The sequence below is a fragment of the uncultured Pedobacter sp. genome (genome assembly GCF_913776295.1).
Lineage (GTDB): Bacteria > Bacteroidota > Bacteroidia > Sphingobacteriales > Sphingobacteriaceae > Pedobacter.
The window spans coordinates 61782-84818 of record NZ_CAJYOJ010000088.1 but is presented as its reverse complement, the minus strand read 5'-3'; the positions used below and the strand labels follow the sequence as shown (position 1 = coordinate 84818).

The window sequence follows — 23037 nt, the reverse complement described above, 5'->3', positions numbered from 1 at the left end:
AGTTTTTGAATTGTGCTGAACTTTGTATCTTAGCCATAGTAAATTTCTTTCGCAATTAAATTTACTAAACAGCCGCTGCTTTTTAAAGCAACGGCTGTAATTTTTATACCCTTTTTAGTCAGCCCCCATGGGAGTTTATGGAAACCAGACAATAAACCAGTTTTATGCCCCCAGCTATTTTGCCAAAACCTACTAACGTAAAAAATAATCCTGATCGCAATGATATTTCATCACTCTGAATTAATTTAGCACCAACATTAAAAAAATTTAATGGATAGCGGTACTGCAGTTCCCGAAGAAATACTGTTTTTGCTTTCCAAAAAAATAAAACGAAAAATATGCGCGTTGCCGTTATCGATCTTGGAACCAATACCTTCCACTTGCTTATTGCTGAAACAGCAGCAAACCAGCCTGAAATTTTATATAAAGCCAATGTCCCCGTTAAATTGGGAGAGAGCAGAATTAACGAGAACATCATCATTCCGGAAGCCTTTGAAAGGGGAATTAATTGCCTTAAAGATTTTAGCAAAACCATTGCCGATTACCGGGTGGATAAGCTTAGGGCTACGGCAACTTCAGCGGTTAGAAGTGCAGAAAATGGGAAAGATTTTGTAAATGCAGTAAATGAAAGAGCCGGGATCAAGATTGAAATCATTAGCGGTAATGAGGAAGCTGAATTCATTTACCGGGGTGTAAAACTGAGCGGTGCTATACAGGAACCATCATTAATTATGGATATTGGTGGCGGCAGTGTGGAATTTATCCTCTGCGATATCGAAAAATTAATCTGGAAAAAGAGTTATAACATCGGTGCGGCACGGCTAATGAAACATTTTTTTAAATCTGACCCACTTTCTGATACCGACAAACAGCACATTCTTTTCCACATCCAGGAACAGTTGGAAGATCTTTTTGAAATCTGCGAAAAATACAAACCCCAAATTTTGATTGGATCGGCAGGTGCATTCGAAACGTTTGCCGAATTGCTTGCCGGAAAACAGCACCACCGTATAGCTATTGATCGGCTAAAAACTTACCTGTTTAACTATGATGATTATATTGAGCTAGCACTAAAGCTGATCAACTCTACACACCAGCAGCGCGTAGAAATGCCAGGTATTATCCCTTTGCGGGTTGATATGATTGTGATCGCCGCTTTAATTACGAACTATGTATTAGGCAGGGCGAAAATAAACAGATTAACGCTCTCCACCTATGATTTAAAAATGGGTGTGCTGGCCAGTATGATGTAAAAAATGATCCATCAACAAATGGATAGATCATTAACGCATTAAGCTTATTAATTTAAAGATTATTTCTTTTTTGATGTTATTATCATTCTACCCATCATCATCGGTTCAACTTTCTTAAGCTCAAGTTTATTTTGTTTTTCTTTAGAAAAATCAAGGGTTAGAAATGCCGAATAACGGAGGCTCTCTACCATCAGTTGATTTTTACTGATATCAAATTTTTTATCCAGGAGGATTTCGTATCGGCCATTTTTATCTGTTAAGGTGGAATATTTGGTGTCTAAAATAAACAACTTAATTCCGGCGACTGGCTTTTTATCTGCTCCAATAACATAACCATATATTTTTGCGGGCACAACCGGCTTTTCACCATAGGCTTTGTAGCCGATCGTTTTTGTGATTTCTACTGGTGTTTTCAACTTCCCGGCCTTTGCATCCATTACAAAGATGCTCATGCCAATGGCTAAAATACCAAGGTACCTCATCCAATCTCTATTCTTTGTTGGAACAACAGTTAAATGATAGTTGAGCTGGTTTAACTGGTTTTGACTTATTCGACCGCATACGGTTGAGCACGCATTTGCCAGCACATTGATAATTTCGGCATTGGAATAACCCGAAAAATCGATCACATTTTTATTGCAAGCTGAGCAAAACCTAAAGCCGTCGCTTTTTTCCATGTCATCCCAGTTTTGTGTACAGGGTTCAGCTATGGTAACTTCGTTTATTTTGTTTTTCATCAGGCTAATTTTCATAGATGATGAAACTTTCAGCCGGATTCCACAAAAAGTTTTAAATAAACTTCAGGAGTTCATTATAAAGCTTTTCTGTGGGCAAGCCCATTACGTTTGTATAAGAGCCTTCTATGCGTTCTACGACAACAATACCCCACCAATCTTGCACGCCATAGCTACCAGCCTTATCAAAGGGTTTATAATGATCGATATAGAAATCAATTTCTTCAGCTGTAACTTCCTTGCAGTAAACTATAGTGCGGTCATAAAATGAATGTATCTGGCCTCCTTTAGCGAGCGTTACCCCTGTAAAAACCTCGTGTTTACTGCCCGATAGCTTTTTCAACATTTCCTGTGCATGTTTCCTATCCGCTGGTTTACCTAAAATTTCTCCATTTAATGCTACAATGGTATCTGCAGTAATTACTATTTCGCCATCACCGTTAAAGGCACTGGCCTTTTTTTCTGAAATGTAAACCGCTATTTCTGCCGGACTTAAATCTGATGGATAGCTCTCATCTACATCTTTCAGTTCAACTTTAAAATTTAAGCCCATAAGCGTTAAAAGTTCTTGCCTACGGGGCGATTTAGAAGCTAAAATGATTGGTGGAAATTGAACTGACATATCTTAATTTTCCGCTAAAATAATAAAAGCGACCTTAAGCCGCTTTTATTATTTGTATTTTTCAAAGATTAATTATTTCCGCCACCCTGTCTGCGTTTTTCCATTTCGGCACGCATTTCTTTTTGCCAGGCTTCGTAAGCTTTTTTCTGATCATCTGTTAACACTGCAGTGATTTTCGCATCGTTATCTGCGCGCATTTTTTGCATTTTTTCTCGCATCGCATCTCTGTCACTGCCCTGCATTTCTTCGCGCATTTTTTTCATGGTTTCGGCCTGCTCTGTAAAAACAGTGGTCAGCTTTGTTTTCTGATCATCAGATAACTTTAATTTTTCGTCTAACAATTTTACCCTTTCTTCAGGTTTCATCATCATTCTGCCTGGCCCACCGCCTTGTTGCGCATTAGCGAAACCCGCTATACCCAGCATTAATCCGCAAATCATCATTAATTTTTTCATGTTGTTCTTTTATTGTTTTTGGTCCAAATTGAGTTTATTGGAGTGCAAAAGAAATTGAAAGTTTAACTGCTCCATGTAACTTAACTGTTGCAGATTCAATAAATCAATCTTTTAACAATAATACCGGAACATGCGATTTAATGGTTAACCTTTGAGATACACTTTTGTGCAATAAACTTTCAAAAAAACTATATTTCTTTGGAAGTGCAATGATCAACTGGGCCTCTTCATTTTTGGCAAATTTTACAATTCCTTTGATGGTATCAGGATGATCAGCATAGTGGTATTCGGGCGAAAAATCTCCTAACATTTCCTGCAGAAAATGTTCTTCTTTAGAATCAATCGACTGGCCAGAATTGATATTGAGTACCAGAAGTTTTAGTGCGTGTATGCTTAAGATTTTTTTCAATGCCTGCATGGGGATTACCTCTTTAACCTTTTTAAAATCGCAGGCCAAAACGGCTTTACGGATGGATAGATAATCAGCTTTAGGCGGTACAACCAAAACCGGCACAGGACTGGATTTGGAAATTCTAATGGCGTTAGAACCGATATCGCTTTCATCTTTGGCTTTTTTACCATTGCTGCCAATAATAATCAGGTCGATTTCTTCCTTATTCACCCGATTGATGATTGACCTCAATATCGTTTCCCTGGTTAAAGAAACCTCGATTTCGGCATCGGGGTTGATCTCCAACATTTTGACCTTCAGTTTTTCAAGTGCTTCATGCCTGCGTGTCATTTCATAGGCGATATGTTCATCTGTGGTAACCACTAAATCAGGAGTTGGCAGGATGCTTTCGTATGTCGAAACATAATAAGCATTCAGTAATATAATTTTGGCGTTCGCCATTGCGAAACTCAATCTGGCTGCGTATTTCGCAGCATGATCAGCTGTTTTAGAAAAATCAACAGGTACAAGATAGGTGCTCATGTGATTGAAATTATATTTTACAACGATAAATTTAATCAATCGATTGATTAAATTTATTAAACAAATTTCGCTTATAATGTAATATATTGCAAATTTTAGAAAGAAAGAATTATAACGGGAAGGTCATTCTGACTCTTAATTTCCTCCTTTCGACTGAAGTGTAGCGAAACGGGACAATCTATAATATAAAAATAAACCTATCTACTATGCTCCTATTGACAGAATCTACCGGTCCAGTCGTCATTCTCGCGCATGCGGGAACCACGAAGTGCTCAGCGAAGCTAATCTTAAAGCGCTTGCATTAAGATTCCCAATCAAGTTGGGAATGACGATTTCTTTAGGAATATTACTAATAAAAGATATAAATAAACTCATCACTAGTCAACTAATGACGAATGTACCAATACCTAATAACTATTGAACTGAAAAATAAACCTACTTCCCGGAATCAGCCGCATTTGGATTTTCATCATGCCACCTACCCTGCACTTTCATTACTTTCTCGATAATATCACGCACAGCAGTTTTGCCTCCGTTGTAAGGAGAAATGAATGCAGATATTGCTTTTATTTCTTCCACGGCGTCAGCCGGGCAAGTTGGAAGCCCAACAAGTTTCATCACCTTTAAATCAGGGATATCATCACCCATGTAAAGCACTTCTCCTGCAGTGATGCCCTTATCCTGAAGATATTGATTAAAAATGGCTACCTTATCTCCTGTGCCGAGGAAAACATCGTTTATACCCAGATTAAAGAAACGCTTGCCCATGGCAATGCCATCTCCGCCAGATATGATGCAAATATTATAGCCTTTTTTAACAGCCAGCTGCATAGCATAGCCGTCTTTAATGTTAAAAGTACGCAATGACTGACCACTATCAGTAACCTGAACCGATCCGTCTGTAAGCACACCATCTACATCAAAAATGAAAGTGGTGATTTCTTTTAATTTCTGAAGGAACATTTTCTAGTTGGGAGTTGAGAGCCTGGAGTTTAGAGTTGAATGGAGCCTCTAAACTCCAAACCCTTTACTCCAAACTAAAATTACTGATTATCTCTCCACTCGTAAACCCAGGCAGACTGAATTTGCTCCAAATGGCCTTCATTGCTTTCTTCCCTGGTTCCTTTAAAGTTGGGCAATGATAAAACCCATTCTAAAAGTTCGGTAAAGCGAACGCGGTAGATTTTGGCTTCCGTAAAATCATCACCAAATTTCTCATATAAAGACATGGCGATATCTTCATAATCGTTCCAGTAAAAAGGTAAAGCAAATTTATCGTTGTTCATGTTGTTTTGTTGGTTAACTGTTGAAATTGGTTAATCGGTTAACTATTTAAATTGGCTAACCGACTCCCGACTAATGACTTTGGACTGAGGACTAACTAGTGCCCCATAAAACCAGACTGATCTGGAATGGTTACTTCAATATCTCCGTTGATTACCACACACTGGCAACCTAAACGCGAAGTAATTTTCGGGCGAACAGCCCTATCGATAAAATCTTCTTCCTTATCAGAAATCTCTTCGATATTATCCATCCCTTTGGTTACATATACATGGCATGTACTGCAACCACAAACACCCCCGCAGTTGTGCTGTAATTCGATTCCATTATCTAGGCAAACATCTAAAACAGATTCTCCTGCGGCTATTGGCAATTCAATAGATTCGTGATCTGCTTCTTCGAAATTTATTTTCAGTTTAAATATGCTCATAATTATTTTGCAAAAGTAATAAGCAAAAGCCGTAATTATGCTATTTCAGCGTTAATTTTATGCTATTGCTCAATGTTCGATAAATGTTCTGCAATTCGGGCATATCGGTTAACATGCTCAAATGCTTGGTTAAGGTACTTTCATCAGCCCGTACTGCTGGTCCGGTCTGCACGTTTTCTGGCAAATTACCCATAACCTTATCAGCCGTTTCGGCAATTAAAGGCCTGATAATTTCGAAGTTTAAACCATGCTGATTTAAAATTTTATTGGCCAGTGCATACAGGTGATTCGGAAAATTACAGGCAAATACGGCTGCAAGGTGTAATATTTTCCGCTTCTCGCCATTTAACTCATACACCACGCTACTTATTTTAGCTGCAAGACCCTTTAAAATTGCTAATTCATTTTCGCCGTTTGCTTCAATACAAAGCGGAATATTTTCAAATGAAACTTCTTTATTTTTAGAGAAAGTTTGCAAAGGATAAAAAACGCCAGCTTTATCAACTTGCGACGATAAGATATCGATATCGGTAGTGCCTGAGGTATGTACCACCAGGCCAGTTACCTTTTTTAATGATTTAGCCATACTTTCAATGGCATCATCTTTTACCGAGATGATATATAAATCAGCATATTGTTCAAGTTCAGTAAGATCGTTTATACCAATAGCCCCTATTAAATCAGCTAATGATTTTGCATGGTCTAAATTCGGACTGTACACCTGAGTTACCTCTTCACCTTTGTTTTTTAGTGCTTTTGCTAAGTGCGTGGCAACATTACCCGACCCCAATAAAACGATCTTCATGTTTTTATGCGGTTTTGGCCTCTTTTCTCCTTCTGAAAATTGAAAGTAAGAAACCTACCACCATTACAATGGTTCCGGCCCAGTATAAATTGATAAAAGGAAATTCGATGGCTTTAAAAACGACCCAATCTTTGGCCTGTTGTGGTTTCTCAAAAATTTGAAGCTCTACTTTTTTCTCATCTGGCAATACATTCGAGAAACGGAATTTCAGGTCAAGTTCATCTATCTTACGTGCAAAATCAAAAGTATTATTTCCCTTGATCAGGAAAATAGGCTCTGTGTTGTAAATTTTACCCGCAGCATTAACCTCCAAAGGTAAACCTACGGCATAATCTCCCTGTGCCAGGGCTAAATCTTTAGCTGTAGGTTTTCTATCCAGATCTTTCACCGTAACCACTCCACTTGAGGTATGAATGGTATCGCCTACCGAAACCTTCACAATACGCGGTGCCTTGTAATTTTCATCATCAGAATGTCCTTCATGGTCATCATGAGCGCTTTGTTTCACTGCTGCACTGGTAATGTGCGTATACACATCATAAGTAAGATAATGTTTGGTATCAGGAGAAGCAATTAAACCCATTTTTTCATTATCCTGAGTATGTGGATGCAGATTGAAATCTTCCTTAACCTTACCGTCCTTATCCAGAACCTTAAAATTAAGCGTATAAAAAGTATTTGGTGCCTGTGTAGTATCGCTCACATAAGTTACCGTGTACTTACCCATTTGTTTAGGCTCATTTTTATACAACATAATATTTTCACCAGGCTTCTCTGTTTTTTCAAAATCCTTTACCGGAATAAAATTATTGGCATTGATGGATAAAGGTTTGTTTGTAGCGGCAGAAATTAAAGCGCCTAAAATCAAAAAAGCAAAACCAATGTGTGCAATCGCCGATCCGGCCAATTTTGCCCTACCACCAAAAGCCTGATATAATACGCCAGCGTTAGAAAGCACCGCAAATAAACAGCTGAAGGTAATCAGGATATACATGGTATTGGTATAAATCTCTGCTACATATACCAAACCTGCCGTTAATACTATAGAAAAAATGATTACCGAGATCAAGCTGCTATAAAATTTGCGGGGATCTGTTCTTTTGTATTTTAAGTATTGCGAGAAACCTGAAATCAGGGTGATTAATACGGCAAAAGGTGCCTGCCATTGGTTATAATATTTCACCGCATCGATTGGCGGTGTAAAGTTTGTTCCGAAGGCTTTGTTAAAAACAGGAACTGAAGTAGAGAAGATCACCTGGATACAAGCGATGGTTACTACCAAAGCGCCAATAAACATCCAGAACTCGCGCGAGTAAGTTTCCTCATCCTTGGTTGTGATCGGCAATTCTTTCCATCGCTTGATAATCAAAGCAATAGCTAAAACCGCGAAAACTACGTTGTATAACACCAAATGGCCAAACATACCCATATCAGTAAATGAGTGAACGGAAGTATCTCCTAAAATTCCGCTTCGGGTTAAAAAAGAGGCATATAATACCAATAAGAAACTTAAAAACACCAAAGCAATTGCGGTGAAATAAGCATGACCGGTATTTTTATACGCAATCATTACGTGTACTGCACCGATTAAGGTTAACCATGGAATCAGAGAAGCATTTTCAACAGGATCCCAGGCCCAGAAACCACCAAAGTTTAATGCTTCGTAAGCCCAGAAAGAGCCCATAATAATACCTGTCCCTAGAACCATTACGGCAAAAAGCGTCCATGGCATGGCAGGTTTAATCCATTCTTTATATCTTTTTTGCCACAAAGCTGCAATCCCATAAGCGAAAGGAACCACCATACTGGCAAAACCTAAAAACAAGGTTGGCGGGTGAATCACCATCCAATAATTTTGCAGCAATGGATTTAAACCTTTTCCATCGGTTATGAACTTCAAATAGTTTTTATAATTTTCAGGATTCGCAAAAACTACAGGTGCCTGTGCTTTTAGATCTAATGCATCTCTTAAAAGTATAAACGGAGAACTTCCGATCCGCTCGCCAAAAATCTCAACACCTAAAAGCATGGAGGTCAAAAATACCTGTGAAAAAGCCACAACGGTCATTACCGGACTTTCCCATGATTTGGCTTTCCAGATTAACAAGGTACCCAAAAAGGATTGCCAGAAAGCCCAAAGCCAAAAGCTCCCTTCCTGCCCTTCCCAAAATGCAGATATAATGTAATATACCGGGAGTTGTTTTGAAGAATGGGACTGAACATAATAATATTCAAAATAATGGCCAAGTACCAGGTAAAATAAAATAACACCGATCCCGATGATGCTGGCAAAATTTATCAGATACCCAATACGGCCTAAACTTCGCCATGATTTTTCTTCGAAATTTTTATCGCGACTGGCAAAAAAATACGATATGGTGGATAGTAATGATGCACTAAATGCCAGTACAATAAAAAACTGTCCGATTTTACCTGGTAACAGGTGCTCGCCTACAAATTGAATATCCATTAAAATTAGTTATATTTTTTCTCGCCGTATTTACCTACCGTGTCTACTTTACCGTCTTTATTAATCTCTACCAGATTATCATTATACTTTGAAGGGCATTTCATTAAAATTTTCGAGGCATAGAATTTGTCGTGATCCATTTTACCGATAAGCACCAATTTTTCTGATTTTTCGAAATCCTGTGGCTTGGTACCTGCGTAAATCACCTCCCTTACCTCTCCTTTTTCATCTTTCATATGGAATGAAAAACGGTTCGCGTCTTTTACAGCATCGTAGTGAGTACCCATTGATTTTACCCAGTAGCCCATCACGTGCTCTTCTTTTTCAGAAAGGGCAGCCTGTTTGAAATTAGAATAGGTGTCGGTATTTGCATTTAAGCTAAATAAAATTCCAACCGAAATGGCGATGGTAATTAATCCGATGATGGCACTTTTCTTCATGGTAATACTGGTTGTAAAAACTGGCAACAAAGATAGAAAAATAGGCTTAGCCAACATTCTTTTACACTTATCCTGTCTTTATATTGACAATCAGCTGATTTTTGAATCAATTTTTTTTTTGTTTGAGGCCTATATTTATAATCAATCTAAACGAATACTTCAAATCGTTGAAAAAATAGGATGGAAATATTAAGTTTGGTCTTTCCAATCAACATTTACCAGGAATATTGTACCTTAAACCATTACCCCGATTGATATGCTCCTGAAGCAATTATAAACTTTTGTGATTTATTGCTTTTATATCAATTTTACGCACTGTTTGGAGTCGGAAAACATTTTGGCTCCTTTACCCAATAGCACGATTGAAACTGCCCCTTATACCCAACCTGATGGTACGGGATGCCATTTCTTCAATTGGAAGGAGGTGCAGCAGCACTAACCCTTCCTGTGGAATACAAACCTCTCCTTCCAAAATAAATGTATGCGCTATCATACTTGTTCTTTATTTTTTTAATTAAACGTTGATATATTCGTAAGTTCATCACATAAAAACATCTTAAATGCTTCACGACAATTTGATTTTGATTTTGGTTTTACTTTTGGGTGTAACCCTATTGGTAATGGTTGGCCAAAAGATCAAAATCTCCTATCCTATCTTTTTGGTATTGGCCGGCTTACTTATTGGCTTTATTCCGGGTATTCCACATATTAAAATTGATCCTGATCTTGTTTTCCTACTTTTTTTACCGCCTTTACTTTATGAAGCGGCCTGGTTCACCTCATGGAAAGATTTTTGGGAATTCAAGGGTGGTATATTTTTGATGGCAGTGGGTTTGGTTTTTATTACCTCAATGGCTGTTGCCTATGCTTCTGTAACATTTATACCCGGTTTTACCCTGGCACTCGGCTTTCTGCTGGGGGGGATCGTTTCACCACCCGATGCCGTTGCCGCAGCAGCAGTGTTAAAGGGCATGAAGATTCCAAAGGTGGTGAGTACTTTACTGGAAGGAGAAAGTCTGGTAAATGATGCTTCCAGTTTAATTGTGTTTAAATTTGCATTGGCTACCATAGTTAGCGGCTCATTTGTAATGCAGGACGCCGCGGTAAGCTTCGTTACTGTTGCCTGTCTGGGAATTTTAATCGGTCTTGCTATTGGCGGCATATTTTACGTAATCCACCGTTGGTTACCAACAACCGATAATATCGATACCGTACTTACCTTACTTACACCATACTTTATGTACATTACTGCCGAGCATTTCGAAGCATCTGGCGTAATGGCTGTTGTGTCGGGTGGCTTGTTACTCTCCAGTCAATCCCATATCATTTTAACTTCAAGTTCCAGAATTAAAACGGTTAACGTATGGTCATCATTAATATTTATGCTCAATGGTGTTGTATTCATATTAATTGGCCTGGCCCTACCGGATATTGTAAACGGCTTAGGACCTGACTATCCGATAACCAAAGCTATTGGTTATGGATTTGGAATCAGTGTACTGGCACTTTTTGTTCGCATGATATGGTTGGTTTCAACCGCTCAGATTACGCTGCTCTTTAACAAAAAAACACGGATACGTTACCGCGATATGACCTGGCATTCGTATGTGGTGATCATTTACGCGGGAATGAGAGGCGTGGTATCTTTAGCCGCGGCGCTTTCCATTCCGGTAATGATCTCTGATTCGGTAGCTTTTCCTTTAAGAAACCTGATCTTGTTCATCACCTTCGTCGTCATTTTCATTACATTGGTTTTACAGGGACTTACCCTTCCACTGGTGATTAAATGGCTTAAAATTCCGGAGCCTAAAAGCAAATTATCGGAACAAGAGCAGACAAATCAGATTAAACTAAAATTGATCGATCTTTCTTTAGATAAATTAAATGCTGACTATCAGCAACAATGCACGCATAATGAGTTAATGGTTAACTTAAAAGCAGAGTTACACCATTCTTTAAAAGAAAAAAGGGATAATATCCATGCCTATAGAAGAGGGGAAATTGATAAAGAAGATTTGAAAGCTTATCGGGAAATCGTGCTGACCTTGATTCAACTCCAGCGCGATGAGTTACATCATTTAAAGGGCAACAAAAAATACGACGATGAAGTGATCAGAAAAGAAGAATGGCGGCTGGATTTAGAAGAGTTGAGTATTACATCCTAGCATTATTTCATCTGTAATTGTCATATTGAACAATAAGTTATGATAAAAAATTAATATGAGGTACGTTCTCCTTATTATGTTAATAATGGCTTGTCGCTATTTAAGAACGAGGTTATTTTTCCGGTCTTTTTTGTTTTCTGGAAATCAGGTTCCGGAGTTCTTAGGCTATTTCAGCCCTGCTATTGCCTATAGTCCCGATTGGATTTTTTTATAGACAAATTTTGTTCTCCATCGGGAGCTATCCGGCGCTATCAGGTTTATATCATCTGGGCTGGTGTTCTAAAGGAAACCGTTCAATAGCAAAGTTTTTTCATCTTTTAGCCGTGGTTCGTGTCTTCACGAACCTATTATTTAATGATTGGTTGATAGCCAAAATAGGCAACTACACCACCTTAAAAATAGATTACTGCCCAGGCCACCCGGCCCCATGCCTCGTTGAGGGTAGGCGGCCAATGTCTTTTAGTTAAGAAATAAATCATAATAAAAATCCCTGCAAATTTTTCATCTGCAAGGATTTTCGCTTTAAAGCTTTAGTTGCCTATGGCCAAACACCTAAATTCATGTAAGAAACCGCAATTTTATCAATCGAATTAACGAAAGCAGCCGTTCTTAATGTTTTAGTACCCGGTTTGGTCATCAACGTTTCACGGATCTCGTGGTAGGAATGGATCATGGTATCTTCTAAACCAGAGTTAACCAGCTCCATTTCAGATGCACCTTTTACAATCATTAAACGGTGTTCCGGAAGGATCGTTTTACCCGTCAGATTCTCTAAAGTATTGATCAGATTGGCATTTGAGTTGGCGGCATAACGGTTTTCCATACGACCGAAAGCTACGTGTGAAAGGTTTTTCAACCACTCAAAATAAGAAACCGTAACACCACCCGCGTTACAGTACATATCTGGAATGATAATACCTCCCATTTCGGTGAAAATAGCTTCCGCTTCCGGTGTAGTTGGTCCGTTTGCACCTTCTGCAATAATTTTCGCTTTAATATTGCGGATATTAAGTTCTGTAAACTGGTTTTCCAAAGCTGCCGGAACAATGATATCACAATCCTGCTCTAAACCTTCCATAGAATTTTTAAAACTGGTGGCGCCAGGAAAATCCAAAATGGAACCTGTGTTTTTACGGTGTGCAAAAACCTCATCAACGTTTAATCCATCAGGATTGTAAATCGCGCCTTCAAATTCACAAAGGCCAACAATGGTTGCACCAAATTCAGATAAGAATTTAGCGGAGTGATAGCCCACGTTACCTAAACCCTGAACGATTACCCTTTTATCGCCCAAACCGGCTTTAAAGCCCAGTTTAGCCATATCTTCCGCAACCTCAACACATTCGCGTACAGCATAAGCTACACCACGGCCTGTAGCCTCTTTACGGCCACGGATACCATGCAAAGCAATCGGCTTACCGGTAACGCAGCCCAATGCATCTAGCTGACCAGGATTCATGGTCATATAAGTATCGGCAATCCAGCTCATTTCGCGTTCGCCAGACCCATAATCAGGTGCAGGAACATCAATACCGGGGCCGATAAAGTTTTTCTTAATTAATTCTGTGGTATAACGGCGGGTTATGGTTTCTAACTCTGCAACACTATATTGTTTAGTGTTGATTTTTATACCTCCTTTTGCTCCTCCAAATGGAACGTTGACAATAGCGCATTTGTATGTCATCAGGGCCGCAAGCGCCATCACTTCATCTTCATTAACCATTTCACTGTAACGGATACCACCTTTTGTAGGGCTCATGTGGTGAGAGTGCTCTACGCGCCAGGCGTCAATTACTTCAAAACCGTTTCCACGGCGGATGGGGAACTGGAAACGATATACACTATTACATGTTTTAATCTGGTTCAATAAACCTTCAGGATGATTGGTAAATTGAGCCGCACTGTCAAAGTTTTTACAAACATCTGCAAAGAACTTGTTCTCGTCTGCTAGATTAGCCATTATTTATTTTTTATATTGAATAAGTTTTCGTTGCAAAATTGCCTAAAAAAAATGCACATATCCAAATGCAAAAATACTTAGTGTACAGCTAACACCACCCTGGGGAGAACAGTTGAAAGGTTTTATACCCATTAGGTGAATCTGTTCAAAAACAATATTTAAACAGGTTTAAACGCCGATATACCCACCCGTCGACTGCAATAAAACGACTAATTTAATAGGTTTTTTATGGATTAATCTGATAAAAAAAAATTATAAAAAAAATATCCACAAGACCATTTTATTGAAATACTGATTAATCGACGAACAAAAACACCATCTTAATTACGAATATCGTAATTTCACATCAAAAGATATGACATAAAAAAAGAGATCAAGATATTTGATCTCTTCTTAAAAATTATCAAGGATATTGCAATTACAACCTTTTACTTACTTGCTGATCTGGTTTTCTTTTTCGATTTTCTTTAATCTTTTATCGATCGAGAAAAGGTAGGCAAGCAAGCCTACCAGAATAATTACGATGCAGATGACCACCACGTAAATTTTTCCATTACTACGAAGACTATCGGCCATTTCTACGCCATTATTTTGTGCAAATAACTGCATTGTGGCCATCATTAATATCAGGGAGAAAAATATCTTTTTCATTTTAGTTATGTTGTTGTTTATTCTCAATAGTACGTATTCTGAAACGGATGGTATATACCCAGTAACCGATCAAAATCCAACCTAAACACGCAGGGTAAAATACCATGCGCATGCGACTATCTAAATCGTAACTGTTAAAACCCGGGTTACCGCCATTGCCCGGATGTAAGGAATCTTTCAAACGGGGTAAAACAAAAAGTAATACCACCATCATCGGGAAGGCAAAAATATTGTAAATGGCAGAAATCTTTGCTCTTTTTTGCTCTTCGTCAATGGCATTCCGGAGAATCAAATATGCAAAATAAAGCAATATTGAAATGGCCGCAAAATTCTGCTTAGGATCAAAGCTCCAGAACTGTCCCCAGGTAAATTTAGCCCAGATGGCACCGGTAATTAAACCTAAAATACCAAAAATAATGCCGGCGTTAACACTTTCAACGGCTTTGATATCATCGATTTCACTTTTGGTGCTCAATGATTTTACGCTATAAAAAACAGAGATCGAAAACAGTACAATCATGGCAAACCACATGGGTACATGGAAATAAAGATTCCTGATTGTTTCATTCAATATCGGCAAATGAGGTACCCCAAGCAATAAACCTGCTATTGCAGTATAAATTACCAAAACCGAACCTAAAATTTTCCACCAAGTTTTATTCATGCGTATATTTAATTTTGAATGTTGATTCCATCATCCGTTTTCCACCCTCTATATTTAATCCCTCCAAAGGTAAGGAAATAACAACAAAGACGTGGCCACTACAAGTACATTCACCACCAGCAACATGGTTATTTCATCATAGCTATTTTCCCATGGCAAGCCATCAACCGCATTTTTAGCGAGTTTAATTAATAAAATCAGTACCGGAATAATGATCGGAAAGCTTAAGATTGCCATTAGCATACCCCCATTACCGGCTTTGCTCGCTATGGCCGAAACCATGGTAAATACCGTAGAAAAACTGATGCTCCCCAAAACCACAGCTACGTAATACAACAATAAATCAGGCGGAGTAAAAGAATCAAAAACCAGGGTATAAAAACCTAAAGCAATGGTGGTTAATACCAGCATCAGCAGCATATTATATACCGTTTTAGAAATTAAAACCGCAGCAGGACTTGCCAAAACGTAACTATACAGCTGCTGACCTTTGGTTTCCTGCAAAAAACTTTTCGATACGCCATTAATGGAGGCAAAGAGCATGATGATCCAAAACAAGGCATTCCATGTAAGTTTATCGCCCAGGCTAACAAAAGACAGGTAACAGGTAAAAATAGTAGAAATTACATAGAGTAATACACCGTTAATGGTATATTTGGAACGCCACTCCAATAATACTTCCTTGTGAATTAAATATTTAACCTCTTTGGCCAATTGCATAACCGCAAAGATACTTTTATTGATAAATATTGCGCGCTTAAATTGTTGTATTGTTGTAATTTTGTTTGGCCACTCATTTAGCCACGAAGACGCAAAAAAAGATTTAACGACAGACAAAAAGGATAAACACAGATGGCTTTTATCAGAAGGTTTATCGGCAATTAGTGAAAATTTGCTATTCAATCTGAGGAAAAAATAAAAATATGAACTACGCATCAGTTATCACATCTCCTATCGGCCAGATAACCATCCTTGCCGATGATGAATTTGTACATGCTGTAACTTTTGCTGAAACAAATATTGAAGGAGTTACCGAAAATCGGCTCACTTTAGAAGTTGCCCAGCAATTGGGTGATTATTTTGAGGGTAAGTTACAGCAATTCAATTTCCCAATAAAACAAAAAGGCACCGAATTTCAGCAGGAAGTCTGGCAGCATTTATTAACTATCCCTTTTGGCGAAACCATCTCCTATGCTAAGTTTTCTGCCCACCATCCATTAGCCATACGGGCTATTGCTGCCGCAAACGGAAAAAACAATATGGCCATTATAGTACCCTGCCATAGGGTTATTGGCAGTAACGGCAAACTGGTGGGTTATGCCGGTGGTTTGTGGCGTAAAAAATGGCTGCTGCAGCACGAACGTGAAATTGCCAAAAAGGGACAAGCGGAATTAAAATTTTAAAACCATATTTGGAGATGAATACAGATCAAGCCGGAACACCAAATAATTACCTGAAAGCTATTCGTTTAATTAATATCGGGGAAGATAGATGTGCATTCGAAATTGGCAAAATCCCAATCCGCCAGCATATCAATGCCCATTATTTTTTCGCCCAAACCGATGTATCTACTTTAGAAAACATCCCACACCCTGCCCCGCGCCGCCAGTATGTAATTACTTTAAAAGGAAAACTCCGTTTTACCGTAAGTAATGGCGAAACCTTTATCATTGAGCCGGGGATTATACTCATTGCCAATGATACCCGCGGAGAAGGCCATACCTGGGAAGTTGTAGATGGCAATGAATGGGAAAGAATTTATATTCCGCTGGAGGATGGTAGCGATGACTACTTTATAGCTGATTAAAAGCTCAAAACCAGGATGAGGTCTTTTTCGTAAATCATATTAAAAACCGATGATATGATGAAAACGATTTGCTCCCTCCTTTTTTTTCTTTTCGCCCATTTGCCAGCGGAAAAAAATGTTCCCGTGGCCAGATTAGATTTAAAAAAATACGCCGGAACGTGGTATTCATTGTATTCCATCCCAACCATTTTTGATAAAGGCAGCAGGGAAACCACTACAACGTACACGTTAAATAAAGATGGCTATTATAACGTCGTTACTACCTATAAAAAACCGGGAGATGAAAAGGTTTATTCCAGAACATCGAAAATGTTTCCATCAGAAAACGGAGATAAAGGAGCTTTACAGGCGCAATTTATCTGGCCGATAAAGGTTGACTACTGGATTATCGAACTGGCAGATGATTACTCCTATGTAGTAGTAGGGCACCCCGATCATAAATTTTTGTTCATCATGAGCCGCGACCCGGCAATGCCGAAGAAAACCCATGATGAAATTGTGGCCAGATGCAAAGCTAAAGGATACGAGGTGGCAAAATTAACCTCACAATTGCATGAAAAAGGTTAAACTGCTATTTTGTCGCTACGTTTAATACTGAAAAGCATTAATATAACGCCGACCAGAAGTACAATCCACCCCCATTGAAAATGAACTACTTTGCCGATCAGTTTATTCGCAAAACCATATTTGGTGTAATTATGTGCCGTAAAATAAACCGCAACAACTGCTAAAACATACCAGATAGCCATGATGAAACTCATGAACCGGAATGCTCCCACCTTTCTGATAAACAGGAACAATACCGAAATGGCAATGATGGCATAAGTAATAAAAAATAAACGCGCATCAGATTGATATAAGTTCCAGTTACCCTTTATCGGGACTTTCAACATGGGGCAGAACCCTGCAATAACACATAACAAAACGCCTAACCAAGCTCTGAATTTATTTAATACTAACATAGTTTTAAGATGATTAATTTGATTTTAATATCTGGAAGGTTTGTAAAATAAGGCAATGAGTATCACTAACTGTCTGGCATTTTTTTTAACGAACAATAATCAATGACCAATCACTACTAAAAAATAACCAATAAACTAATGACCAATGGCTAATAAACCAACCTACTGCCCTTCGATAATACCCATCTTATCCGCAAAATGGGCACAATAATCGCGTAAATCTTCTACAATCAGGGTTTCGCCGGTTGCCTTTAAAAAGCTATCACCCATGGTTTGAAGGGTTTCGTAGAAGAAACGTTTCATCTCATCTACTGGCATATCTTTTGTCCAAAGATCTATTTTTAATGTATTTTTATAATTGTGATCCCAAACGGATAAAAACATAGCCTTTGCAGGCACTTTATCAGCATTTCCAGAATCTGTACTCTCCCAAAGGATATTATCAGGGTTGTTGCCTTCGTCTAACTCAACCGTTAGTTTTATTTCTGCTTTTTTCATATTTTCAAAATGGATTTCGCCGACGAACGGTTTACCCCAATTCATCAGCATTTTATTCGGGGCAAAGATGATGATTTTACCAAATACTTCGCTTTTGTTTTACACCAGTTTTTGTAATATTAACATCAATATTGAGGCGTTAACTATAAACAACAGTTCTACTATCCAGATCCGTTTAATGTTTTTTAAAGTAAAACGGAATATCAGATCAGTTATAAAAGTAACTACAACCAGACAGCCCAGAATGAGCAAATAGAAACCACTGAAGTGAATCTGACCTCTTGCGGGATTTTTTTCAGAAAAAAGACCAGCTACCATCAAGCCCAAGCCAATGGCACCAACAATATTTAATGGCGTAACGCGAAGCTTCATCATTACTTTTTCTTATCGAAACGTTTGCCCTTTTTAAAACTTTTAACTGCCTTACCCGCCTTTGCCTTGGCTTTATCTCTAGCCTTCTGCTCTATGGCCTTTGCATTTTTCTTTTCGTGGAAAGCACCTTTAAAGTCAGGATCTTCCTTACGTTTCTGCAGGTCAATTTCCTTAGCTATTTGCTGCCGCTCTTCATAAGGCGTTTCTTCAATAAAAACACCATGTGGAATAGCTTCAACCGGGATGGACTGGCGGATGAGCTTTTCAATTTTACGGACGTAGTATTGTTCGCCTTCAGTAGCAAAAGTTATGGCATCGCCCTTGGCAAAAGCCCTACCGGTACGTCCTATACGGTGCACATAATCTTCGATAATGATGGGTACATCGAAATTGATGACATGACTTACATCGCTAACATCTATACCCCTGCTGGCTACATCTGTAGCTACCAAAACCCTGATATTTCCTTCTTTAAAACTGTTAATGGAATTAATCCGGGTATTCTGACCTTTATTCGCGTGTATTACACGAACATTCTCCGCGCCATATTTACGTTCGATAAAACTAAAAATGTTATCGGCAACTGTTTTGGTTTTACAGAAAATGATCAAACGGGTAAAAGCCTCATCATTCTTCAGCAAATATTGTAATAAGTTCAGCTTTGTTTTAAAGTTAGGAACAAAATATAGGGTTTGTGTTACGTTTGCCGCAGGAGTTGCCTGCTCAGCCGTTTCAATAATGGTCGGGTTTTTTAGAAAATCGCCTGCTATTTTCTGTACCAGATCACTCATCGTTGCAGAAAACAGTAAATTCTGGCGTTTGCGTGGCACCACTTCCAAAATTCTGTGTATCGAGCCGATAAAGCCCATATCCATCATTTTATCAGCCTCATCCAGTACCAAAAATTTTAAGCTTTGGGTATTAATATCACCTGTTAAGTATAAATCAAGGAAACGTCCGGGTGTGGCAATCAGAATATCAATGCCTTTTGCCAGTTGTTCCTTCTGCGTTTTTGGTCCAATACCACCAAAAATCACTAAGGAACGCAGATCGGTATAACTAGAGAACAGTTTAACCTGTTCTTCAATCTGCATGGCCAGTTCTCGGGTTGGCGATAAAATCAGCGCACGGATATTTTCGCCTTGCGCGTATTTCAGCTGCATTAAAATCGGCAATACAAAAGCAGCCGTTTTTCCGGTTCCGGTTTCGGCAATACCAAAAATATCCTGACCAGATAATATGGGCGCAATTGCCTTTTCCTGTATCGGCGTAGCAACGGTGTAACCCGCATCGGCCACAGCATTTAAAATTTGCCTGTTTAACTTAAATTCTTCGAACGGTTTTGCCATAGCGCACAAAGATAGTTTATTTGAGCCGAAAAGGCTCAAATAAAGTCCGGAGTTCGGAGTCTTCAGTCTTGAGTCTTACATTAAAAAAATTAAAGCTATAAATCCTCAGGTTAAATCAGCTAATTTACAATTTAAACGCTTAACCAATTTAAACAGTTAACCCAAATTATTACCTTTGAAACCATGAATACTTACCTGATAAAAGCTGCCACCATTGTAAATGAAGGACAAAAAATTGTAGCGGATGTTTTAATTAAAGATGGTTTGATCGATAAAATCGGACAGAATCTTGCTGCGCCCGGTGCACAGGAAATTAATGCCGAAGGTCAGTATCTTTTACCAGGTATGATTGATGACCAGGTGCATTTCCGCGAACCTGGCCTTACGCACAAAGCCGATATTTTTACCGAGAGTATGGCTGCCGTTGCCGGTGGGATTACTTCTTTTATGGAAATGCCTAACACCGTGCCCAATACCTTAACACAGGAATTGCTTGCCGATAAATACGACATTGCCGCACAAACCTCGCTGGCCAACTATTCGTTTTACATGGGGGCCAGTAATGATAATATTGAGGAAGTATTAAAAACCGATCCGAAAAATGTTTGCGGCATCAAGGTATTCATGGGTTCATCAACCGGGAATATGCTTGTTGACAATGAAAAGACCTTAGAGCACATTTTTAGTAAGGCTCCTATACTTGTGGCTACACACTGTGAAGATGAAGCCACTATCCGCCATAATCTGGCGGAATATAAGGCTAAGTACGGCGATGACTTAACCATTGAGATGCACCCGTTGATCCGTAGCGCAGAAGCTTGCTATAAATCATCGTCACTAGCGGTAGAACTGGCTAAACGCTACCAAACACGTTTACACATCCTCCACATATCTACGGCTAAAGAAATTGCGTTATTCGACAATACTATCCCATTAAAAAATAAAAAAATTACGGCCGAAGCCTGTGTACATCACCTTTGGTTTAACGATAAAGATTACACCCAAAAAGGCAATTTTATTAAATGGAATCCTGCGGTAAAAACCGAAGATGATCAGAACGGGGTTTTAGCTGGCGTTTTAAACGATCACATCGACGTTATTGCTACTGATCATGCTCCACACACCCTGGCTGAGAAGCAACAGGCTTATGCGCAGGCCCCTTCGGGCGGTCCCCTGGTACAACATGCTTTACCGGCGCTACTGGAAATGCATTTGCAGGGTAAAATCTCCTTGGAAAAAATTGTCGAAAAAACGGCGCATAACCTCGCGATCTGCTTTGATATCGAAAAGCGGGGCTTTATCCGTGAAGGTTACTGGGCTGATCTGGTGCTGGTTGATTTAAACGATCCATGGAAGGTAACCAAGTTGAACAATTTTTACAAATGTGGCTGGAGCCCTTTTGATGGCGATACTTTCCAGGCAAGTATTACACATACCTTTGTATCAGGCAACCTGGCTTATGTTAAAGGCAAATTCACTACAGACCAGATAGGCAGACGATTAAATTTTACCAGATAGATTTGTTATATTTGTATTTCACAATGAAACGACATGGAAACATTAATAGTACATCCAAAAAATAAAGAACAATTGTCCGCTTTAAAGGCATTTATAAAAGCCTTAAAGATTGATTTCACTACTGAAAAAAGTACTTATAATCCGGAATTTGTTGAGAAAGTCCTAAGAGGAGTAAATGCTAGAAAAGCTGGAAAACCTGGGCATAAAATTGAAGTTGACACGATGTGGAAATAATATAAGTCGTTTTATTTAACCTGGTAATTGTATGCAAATAGAATTACATGAGCAAGCAATTACTGATTTAGAATTTTGGAAGAAATCAGGTAATAAGGCAGTTCAGAAAAAAATACAGCAATTAATCCTATCAATTCAACAAAATCCCTTCATGGGTAGTGGTAAGCCAGAACAACTAAAACACGATTTATCTGGCCAATTGTCTAGAAGGATAAATGCAGAGCACAGAATTATTTACGATGTAATAGACGATATTTTAAACATCTATTCATTAAGAGGTCATTATAAATAATTAATGATATCACGTCCATTATTTTATAAATCATTTATTTTTATTGGGCTTGCAAGCCTTATCTTCCTTTTCGGCTTCTTTCCTTCCCTTGTCCAAAAATATTATTCAACAGGTTTTTATCCTTACATCTCTTCAGCCTTAAGATTTATATCTGCTCTATTTCCTTTTGCTATCGGAGATATCATTTATGCTTTGCTAATTTGTTCTGTGCTTTATAAAATCATTAGATTTTACAAAAGGCGTAAATCCTTAAAAAAACAGGATAGAATTATTATTCCCTTACAGATTTTAAACTTCTTTTTAATACTCTATATCGTCTTCAAAATAGTTTGGGGTTTGAACTATAGCCGGCCAAGCATAAGTGAAGAATTGGAAATCGGTAACGAAAAATATAATATTAAAGAACTGGTTATTCTGGGCAATTATTTCGTTGATAAAACCAACAGCTTAAAATTGAAGCAAGTTAAAGTGCCTGCTTACACCATCAAGGATCTCGAATCTAAATCTGTAGCAGCGTATTTACTCATGGCTAAAAGAAACAAGGTATTCAGTTATGATAATCCTTGTTTAAAGGCCGTCTTAAACTCATGGATCATCAGTAAAATTGGTATTGAAGGCTATTATGCTCCGCTTACCGGAGAAGCCAATATGAACATGAATTTGCCTGATTTTGTTAAACCTTACGTGAGCTGCCACGAAATTGCGCACCAGTTAGGTATTGCCTATGAGGATGAAGCTAATCTTCTAGGCTACCTTACAGCAAGCAATAGCCCTGATTTGAATTACCAGTATTCGGCCAATTACGAAATGCTCAGGTACATCTTATTTGAGATCAGAATGAAATCGCCGGATGATTACAAATTATTGCACGACAAGCTTTTACCACAGGTGTTAGCCGATTTTAAAACGGAAAAAGAATTCTGGCGAAAATATAATGGCGATATGTTCGGTTACATGGATGCCGCTTTCGATCGTTTCTTAAAACTAAATAACCAGAAAAAAGGGATCGATAGCTATCAGGATATTGTAATTTGGTTATGGAATATTTATAAGTCGGAAAGTCAGGCGTCCGAAAGCCTGACGACCAGGCGCTAAAAGACATTCTATTTTTAGAAGTTTCAGTGATCAGTCATTACCG

28 protein-coding genes are annotated in these 23037 nt (G+C 38.5%); 9 read left to right on the top strand and 19 right to left on the bottom strand.

Annotated elements, in window-relative coordinates; translation table 11 throughout:
- Positions 1-338: 338 nt before the first annotated feature.
- Complete coding sequence (locus QZ738_RS21250) at positions 339-1253, top strand: exopolyphosphatase (RefSeq protein ID WP_293790580.1); 915 nt, start codon at positions 339-341, stop codon at positions 1251-1253.
- A 59-nt stretch (positions 1254-1312) separates the two neighbouring features.
- Here the strand turns inward: QZ738_RS21250 and QZ738_RS21245 are convergent, their stop codons facing one another.
- The 11 genes from QZ738_RS21245 to QZ738_RS21195 form a co-directional block, all read right to left on the bottom strand.
- Positions 1313-1990, bottom strand: a complete 678-nt coding sequence (locus QZ738_RS21245; protein WP_293790577.1) for a carboxypeptidase-like regulatory domain-containing protein — start codon at positions 1988-1990, stop codon at positions 1313-1315.
- Positions 1991-2042: 52 nt separating this feature from the next.
- The gene (locus QZ738_RS21240) at positions 2043-2609 is read right to left on the bottom strand and encodes a nucleoside triphosphate pyrophosphatase (RefSeq protein WP_293790574.1); all 567 of its coding nucleotides are present in this window, start codon (positions 2607-2609) and stop codon (positions 2043-2045) included.
- A 68-nt stretch (positions 2610-2677) separates the two neighbouring features.
- On the bottom strand, positions 2678-3064 hold the full coding sequence (locus QZ738_RS21235) for a hypothetical protein (RefSeq protein ID WP_293790572.1): 387 nt from the start codon (positions 3062-3064) through the stop codon (positions 2678-2680).
- Positions 3065-3167: 103 nt separating this feature from the next.
- A complete protein-coding gene (locus QZ738_RS21230) occupies positions 3168-3998 on the bottom strand; it encodes a universal stress protein (RefSeq protein ID WP_293790570.1) in 831 nt (276 codons plus the stop codon).
- A 435-nt stretch (positions 3999-4433) separates the two neighbouring features.
- Positions 4434-4961 (bottom strand): HAD family hydrolase, encoded by a 528-nt coding sequence (locus QZ738_RS21225; RefSeq protein WP_293790567.1) that lies wholly within the window; start codon positions 4959-4961, stop codon positions 4434-4436.
- Positions 4962-5041: 80 nt separating this feature from the next.
- Positions 5042-5284: a Fe-S cluster assembly protein IscX gene (gene iscX, locus QZ738_RS21220; protein WP_090499518.1), complete on the bottom strand. Its 243-nt coding sequence runs from the start codon at positions 5282-5284 to the stop codon at positions 5042-5044.
- 95 nt (positions 5285-5379) lie between these two features.
- Entirely contained in the window at positions 5380-5712 is a 333-nt protein-coding gene (locus QZ738_RS21215; RefSeq protein ID WP_025143142.1) for a 2Fe-2S iron-sulfur cluster-binding protein, read from the bottom strand.
- A gap of 40 nt (positions 5713-5752) precedes the next feature.
- Positions 5753-6517 (bottom strand): DUF2520 domain-containing protein, encoded by a 765-nt coding sequence (locus QZ738_RS21210; RefSeq protein ID WP_293790562.1) that lies wholly within the window; start codon positions 6515-6517, stop codon positions 5753-5755.
- 4 nt (positions 6518-6521) lie between these two features.
- Positions 6522-8987 (bottom strand): heme lyase CcmF/NrfE family subunit, encoded by a 2466-nt coding sequence (locus tag QZ738_RS21205; protein ID WP_293790559.1) that lies wholly within the window; start codon positions 8985-8987, stop codon positions 6522-6524.
- Positions 8988-8992: 5 nt separating this feature from the next.
- Positions 8993-9427, bottom strand: coding sequence for a cytochrome c maturation protein CcmE (locus QZ738_RS21200; RefSeq protein ID WP_293790556.1), 435 nt, complete (start codon positions 9425-9427; stop codon positions 8993-8995).
- Positions 9428-9773: 346 nt separating this feature from the next.
- A complete protein-coding gene (locus QZ738_RS21195; RefSeq protein ID WP_293790553.1) occupies positions 9774-9920 on the bottom strand; it encodes a hypothetical protein in 147 nt (48 codons plus the stop codon).
- A 67-nt stretch (positions 9921-9987) separates the two neighbouring features.
- On the opposite strand from QZ738_RS21195, the gene QZ738_RS21190 reads away from it, so the two are divergent.
- Positions 9988-11592, top strand: coding sequence for a Na+/H+ antiporter (locus tag QZ738_RS21190; protein WP_293790550.1), 1605 nt, complete (start codon positions 9988-9990; stop codon positions 11590-11592).
- A 538-nt stretch (positions 11593-12130) separates the two neighbouring features.
- Here the strand turns inward: QZ738_RS21190 and QZ738_RS21185 are convergent.
- The 4 genes from QZ738_RS21185 to QZ738_RS21170 all read right to left on the bottom strand — a co-directional run bounded on the left by QZ738_RS21185 (position 12131) and on the right by QZ738_RS21170 (position 15587).
- Positions 12131-13552 carry a Glu/Leu/Phe/Val dehydrogenase gene (locus tag QZ738_RS21185; protein ID WP_090981877.1) on the bottom strand — a complete coding sequence of 474 codons (1422 nt, stop codon included), beginning with the start codon at positions 13550-13552 and terminating at the stop codon, positions 12131-12133.
- 432 nt (positions 13553-13984) lie between these two features.
- Positions 13985-14203 (bottom strand): CcmD family protein, encoded by a 219-nt coding sequence (locus QZ738_RS21180; RefSeq protein WP_293790547.1) that lies wholly within the window; start codon positions 14201-14203, stop codon positions 13985-13987.
- A gap of 1 nt (position 14204) precedes the next feature.
- Positions 14205-14867: a cytochrome c biogenesis protein CcsA gene (gene ccsA / locus QZ738_RS21175; RefSeq protein WP_293790544.1), complete on the bottom strand. Its 663-nt coding sequence runs from the start codon at positions 14865-14867 to the stop codon at positions 14205-14207.
- 54 nt (positions 14868-14921) lie between these two features.
- Positions 14922-15587: a heme exporter protein CcmB gene (locus tag QZ738_RS21170; RefSeq protein ID WP_293790541.1), complete on the bottom strand. Its 666-nt coding sequence runs from the start codon at positions 15585-15587 to the stop codon at positions 14922-14924.
- A 203-nt stretch (positions 15588-15790) separates the two neighbouring features.
- Here QZ738_RS21170 and QZ738_RS21165 point away from each other — a divergent pair, with 203 nt between their 5' ends.
- From QZ738_RS21165 to QZ738_RS21155, 3 genes are read left to right on the top strand one after another with little or no spacing between them, the layout of a single operon-like run.
- Complete coding sequence (locus QZ738_RS21165) at positions 15791-16270, top strand: methylated-DNA--[protein]-cysteine S-methyltransferase (RefSeq protein WP_293790538.1); 480 nt, start codon at positions 15791-15793, stop codon at positions 16268-16270.
- A gap of 14 nt (positions 16271-16284) precedes the next feature.
- Positions 16285-16674 carry a hypothetical protein gene (locus tag QZ738_RS21160; RefSeq protein ID WP_293790535.1) on the top strand — a complete coding sequence of 130 codons (390 nt, stop codon included), beginning with the start codon at positions 16285-16287 and terminating at the stop codon, positions 16672-16674.
- A gap of 54 nt (positions 16675-16728) precedes the next feature.
- A complete protein-coding gene (locus QZ738_RS21155; protein ID WP_293790533.1) occupies positions 16729-17241 on the top strand; it encodes a lipocalin family protein in 513 nt (170 codons plus the stop codon).
- On the opposite strand, the gene QZ738_RS21150 is transcribed toward QZ738_RS21155, so the two are convergent.
- The 4 genes from QZ738_RS21150 to QZ738_RS21135 all read right to left on the bottom strand — a co-directional run bounded on the left by QZ738_RS21150 (position 17238) and on the right by QZ738_RS21135 (position 19855).
- On the bottom strand, positions 17238-17636 hold the full coding sequence (locus QZ738_RS21150; RefSeq protein ID WP_293790530.1) for a hypothetical protein: 399 nt from the start codon (positions 17634-17636) through the stop codon (positions 17238-17240). The two genes, QZ738_RS21155 and QZ738_RS21150, sit on opposite strands and share 4 nt — an antisense overlap.
- Positions 17637-17798: 162 nt before the next feature.
- Positions 17799-18134 carry a gliding motility protein GldC gene (gldC, locus tag QZ738_RS21145; RefSeq protein WP_293790527.1) on the bottom strand — a complete coding sequence of 112 codons (336 nt, stop codon included), beginning with the start codon at positions 18132-18134 and terminating at the stop codon, positions 17799-17801.
- A 99-nt stretch (positions 18135-18233) separates the two neighbouring features.
- Positions 18234-18509 carry a hypothetical protein gene (locus QZ738_RS21140; protein WP_293790525.1) on the bottom strand — a complete coding sequence of 92 codons (276 nt, stop codon included), beginning with the start codon at positions 18507-18509 and terminating at the stop codon, positions 18234-18236.
- Positions 18509-19855 (bottom strand): DEAD/DEAH box helicase, encoded by a 1347-nt coding sequence (locus QZ738_RS21135; protein WP_293790523.1) that lies wholly within the window; start codon positions 19853-19855, stop codon positions 18509-18511. The genes QZ738_RS21140 and QZ738_RS21135 overlap by 1 nt, the downstream gene beginning before the upstream one ends.
- A gap of 183 nt (positions 19856-20038) precedes the next feature.
- Between QZ738_RS21135 and QZ738_RS21130 the strand changes: the two genes are divergently transcribed.
- From QZ738_RS21130 to QZ738_RS21115, 4 genes are read left to right on the top strand one after another with little or no spacing between them, the layout of a single operon-like run.
- Positions 20039-21373: a dihydroorotase gene (locus tag QZ738_RS21130; protein ID WP_293790520.1), complete on the top strand. Its 1335-nt coding sequence runs from the start codon at positions 20039-20041 to the stop codon at positions 21371-21373.
- Between the two features lie 33 nt (positions 21374-21406).
- Positions 21407-21607: a DUF2683 family protein gene (locus QZ738_RS21125; RefSeq protein WP_293790517.1), complete on the top strand. Its 201-nt coding sequence runs from the start codon at positions 21407-21409 to the stop codon at positions 21605-21607.
- A gap of 31 nt (positions 21608-21638) precedes the next feature.
- Positions 21639-21899: a Txe/YoeB family addiction module toxin gene (locus QZ738_RS21120; RefSeq protein ID WP_293790514.1), complete on the top strand. Its 261-nt coding sequence runs from the start codon at positions 21639-21641 to the stop codon at positions 21897-21899.
- A 3-nt stretch (positions 21900-21902) separates the two neighbouring features.
- Positions 21903-22994: a DUF3810 domain-containing protein gene (locus QZ738_RS21115; protein ID WP_293790511.1), complete on the top strand. Its 1092-nt coding sequence runs from the start codon at positions 21903-21905 to the stop codon at positions 22992-22994.
- Positions 22995-23037: the final 43 nt, after the last annotated feature.

What these genes read in the sequence shown, in the direction of transcription:
- QZ738_RS21250 (WP_293790580.1), top strand. Translation starts at nt 339, where the DNA reads ATGCGCGTTGCCGTTATCGATCTTGGAACCAATACCTTCCACTTGCTT.
- QZ738_RS21245 (WP_293790577.1), bottom strand. Translation starts at nt 1,990, where the DNA reads ATGAAAAACAAAATAAACGAAGTTACCATAGCTGAACCCTGTACACAA.
- QZ738_RS21240 (WP_293790574.1), bottom strand. Translation starts at nt 2,609, where the DNA reads ATGTCAGTTCAATTTCCACCAATCATTTTAGCTTCTAAATCGCCCCGT.
- QZ738_RS21235 (WP_293790572.1), bottom strand. Translation starts at nt 3,064, where the DNA reads ATGAAAAAATTAATGATGATTTGCGGATTAATGCTGGGTATAGCGGGT.
- QZ738_RS21230 (WP_293790570.1), bottom strand. Translation starts at nt 3,998, where the DNA reads ATGAGCACCTATCTTGTACCTGTTGATTTTTCTAAAACAGCTGATCAT.
- QZ738_RS21225 (WP_293790567.1), bottom strand. Translation starts at nt 4,961, where the DNA reads ATGTTCCTTCAGAAATTAAAAGAAATCACCACTTTCATTTTTGATGTA.
- iscX (WP_090499518.1), bottom strand. Translation starts at nt 5,284, where the DNA reads ATGAACAACGATAAATTTGCTTTACCTTTTTACTGGAACGATTATGAA.
- QZ738_RS21215 (WP_025143142.1), bottom strand. Translation starts at nt 5,712, where the DNA reads ATGAGCATATTTAAACTGAAAATAAATTTCGAAGAAGCAGATCACGAA.
- QZ738_RS21210 (WP_293790562.1), bottom strand. Translation starts at nt 6,517, where the DNA reads ATGAAGATCGTTTTATTGGGGTCGGGTAATGTTGCCACGCACTTAGCA.
- QZ738_RS21205 (WP_293790559.1), bottom strand. Translation starts at nt 8,987, where the DNA reads ATGGATATTCAATTTGTAGGCGAGCACCTGTTACCAGGTAAAATCGGA.
- QZ738_RS21200 (WP_293790556.1), bottom strand. Translation starts at nt 9,427, where the DNA reads ATGAAGAAAAGTGCCATCATCGGATTAATTACCATCGCCATTTCGGTT.
- QZ738_RS21195 (WP_293790553.1), bottom strand. Translation starts at nt 9,920, where the DNA reads ATGATAGCGCATACATTTATTTTGGAAGGAGAGGTTTGTATTCCACAG.
- QZ738_RS21190 (WP_293790550.1), top strand. Translation starts at nt 9,988, where the DNA reads ATGCTTCACGACAATTTGATTTTGATTTTGGTTTTACTTTTGGGTGTA.
- QZ738_RS21185 (WP_090981877.1), bottom strand. Translation starts at nt 13,552, where the DNA reads ATGGCTAATCTAGCAGACGAGAACAAGTTCTTTGCAGATGTTTGTAAA.
- QZ738_RS21180 (WP_293790547.1), bottom strand. Translation starts at nt 14,203, where the DNA reads ATGAAAAAGATATTTTTCTCCCTGATATTAATGATGGCCACAATGCAG.
- ccsA (WP_293790544.1), bottom strand. Translation starts at nt 14,867, where the DNA reads ATGAATAAAACTTGGTGGAAAATTTTAGGTTCGGTTTTGGTAATTTAT.
- QZ738_RS21170 (WP_293790541.1), bottom strand. Translation starts at nt 15,587, where the DNA reads ATGCAATTGGCCAAAGAGGTTAAATATTTAATTCACAAGGAAGTATTA.
- QZ738_RS21165 (WP_293790538.1), top strand. Translation starts at nt 15,791, where the DNA reads ATGAACTACGCATCAGTTATCACATCTCCTATCGGCCAGATAACCATC.
- QZ738_RS21160 (WP_293790535.1), top strand. Translation starts at nt 16,285, where the DNA reads ATGAATACAGATCAAGCCGGAACACCAAATAATTACCTGAAAGCTATT.
- QZ738_RS21155 (WP_293790533.1), top strand. Translation starts at nt 16,729, where the DNA reads ATGATGAAAACGATTTGCTCCCTCCTTTTTTTTCTTTTCGCCCATTTG.
- QZ738_RS21150 (WP_293790530.1), bottom strand. Translation starts at nt 17,636, where the DNA reads ATGTTAGTATTAAATAAATTCAGAGCTTGGTTAGGCGTTTTGTTATGT.
- gldC (WP_293790527.1), bottom strand. Translation starts at nt 18,134, where the DNA reads ATGAAAAAAGCAGAAATAAAACTAACGGTTGAGTTAGACGAAGGCAAC.
- QZ738_RS21140 (WP_293790525.1), bottom strand. Translation starts at nt 18,509, where the DNA reads ATGATGAAGCTTCGCGTTACGCCATTAAATATTGTTGGTGCCATTGGC.
- QZ738_RS21135 (WP_293790523.1), bottom strand. Translation starts at nt 19,855, where the DNA reads ATGGCAAAACCGTTCGAAGAATTTAAGTTAAACAGGCAAATTTTAAAT.
- QZ738_RS21130 (WP_293790520.1), top strand. Translation starts at nt 20,039, where the DNA reads ATGAATACTTACCTGATAAAAGCTGCCACCATTGTAAATGAAGGACAA.
- QZ738_RS21125 (WP_293790517.1), top strand. Translation starts at nt 21,407, where the DNA reads ATGGAAACATTAATAGTACATCCAAAAAATAAAGAACAATTGTCCGCT.
- QZ738_RS21120 (WP_293790514.1), top strand. Translation starts at nt 21,639, where the DNA reads ATGCAAATAGAATTACATGAGCAAGCAATTACTGATTTAGAATTTTGG.
- QZ738_RS21115 (WP_293790511.1), top strand. Translation starts at nt 21,903, where the DNA reads ATGATATCACGTCCATTATTTTATAAATCATTTATTTTTATTGGGCTT.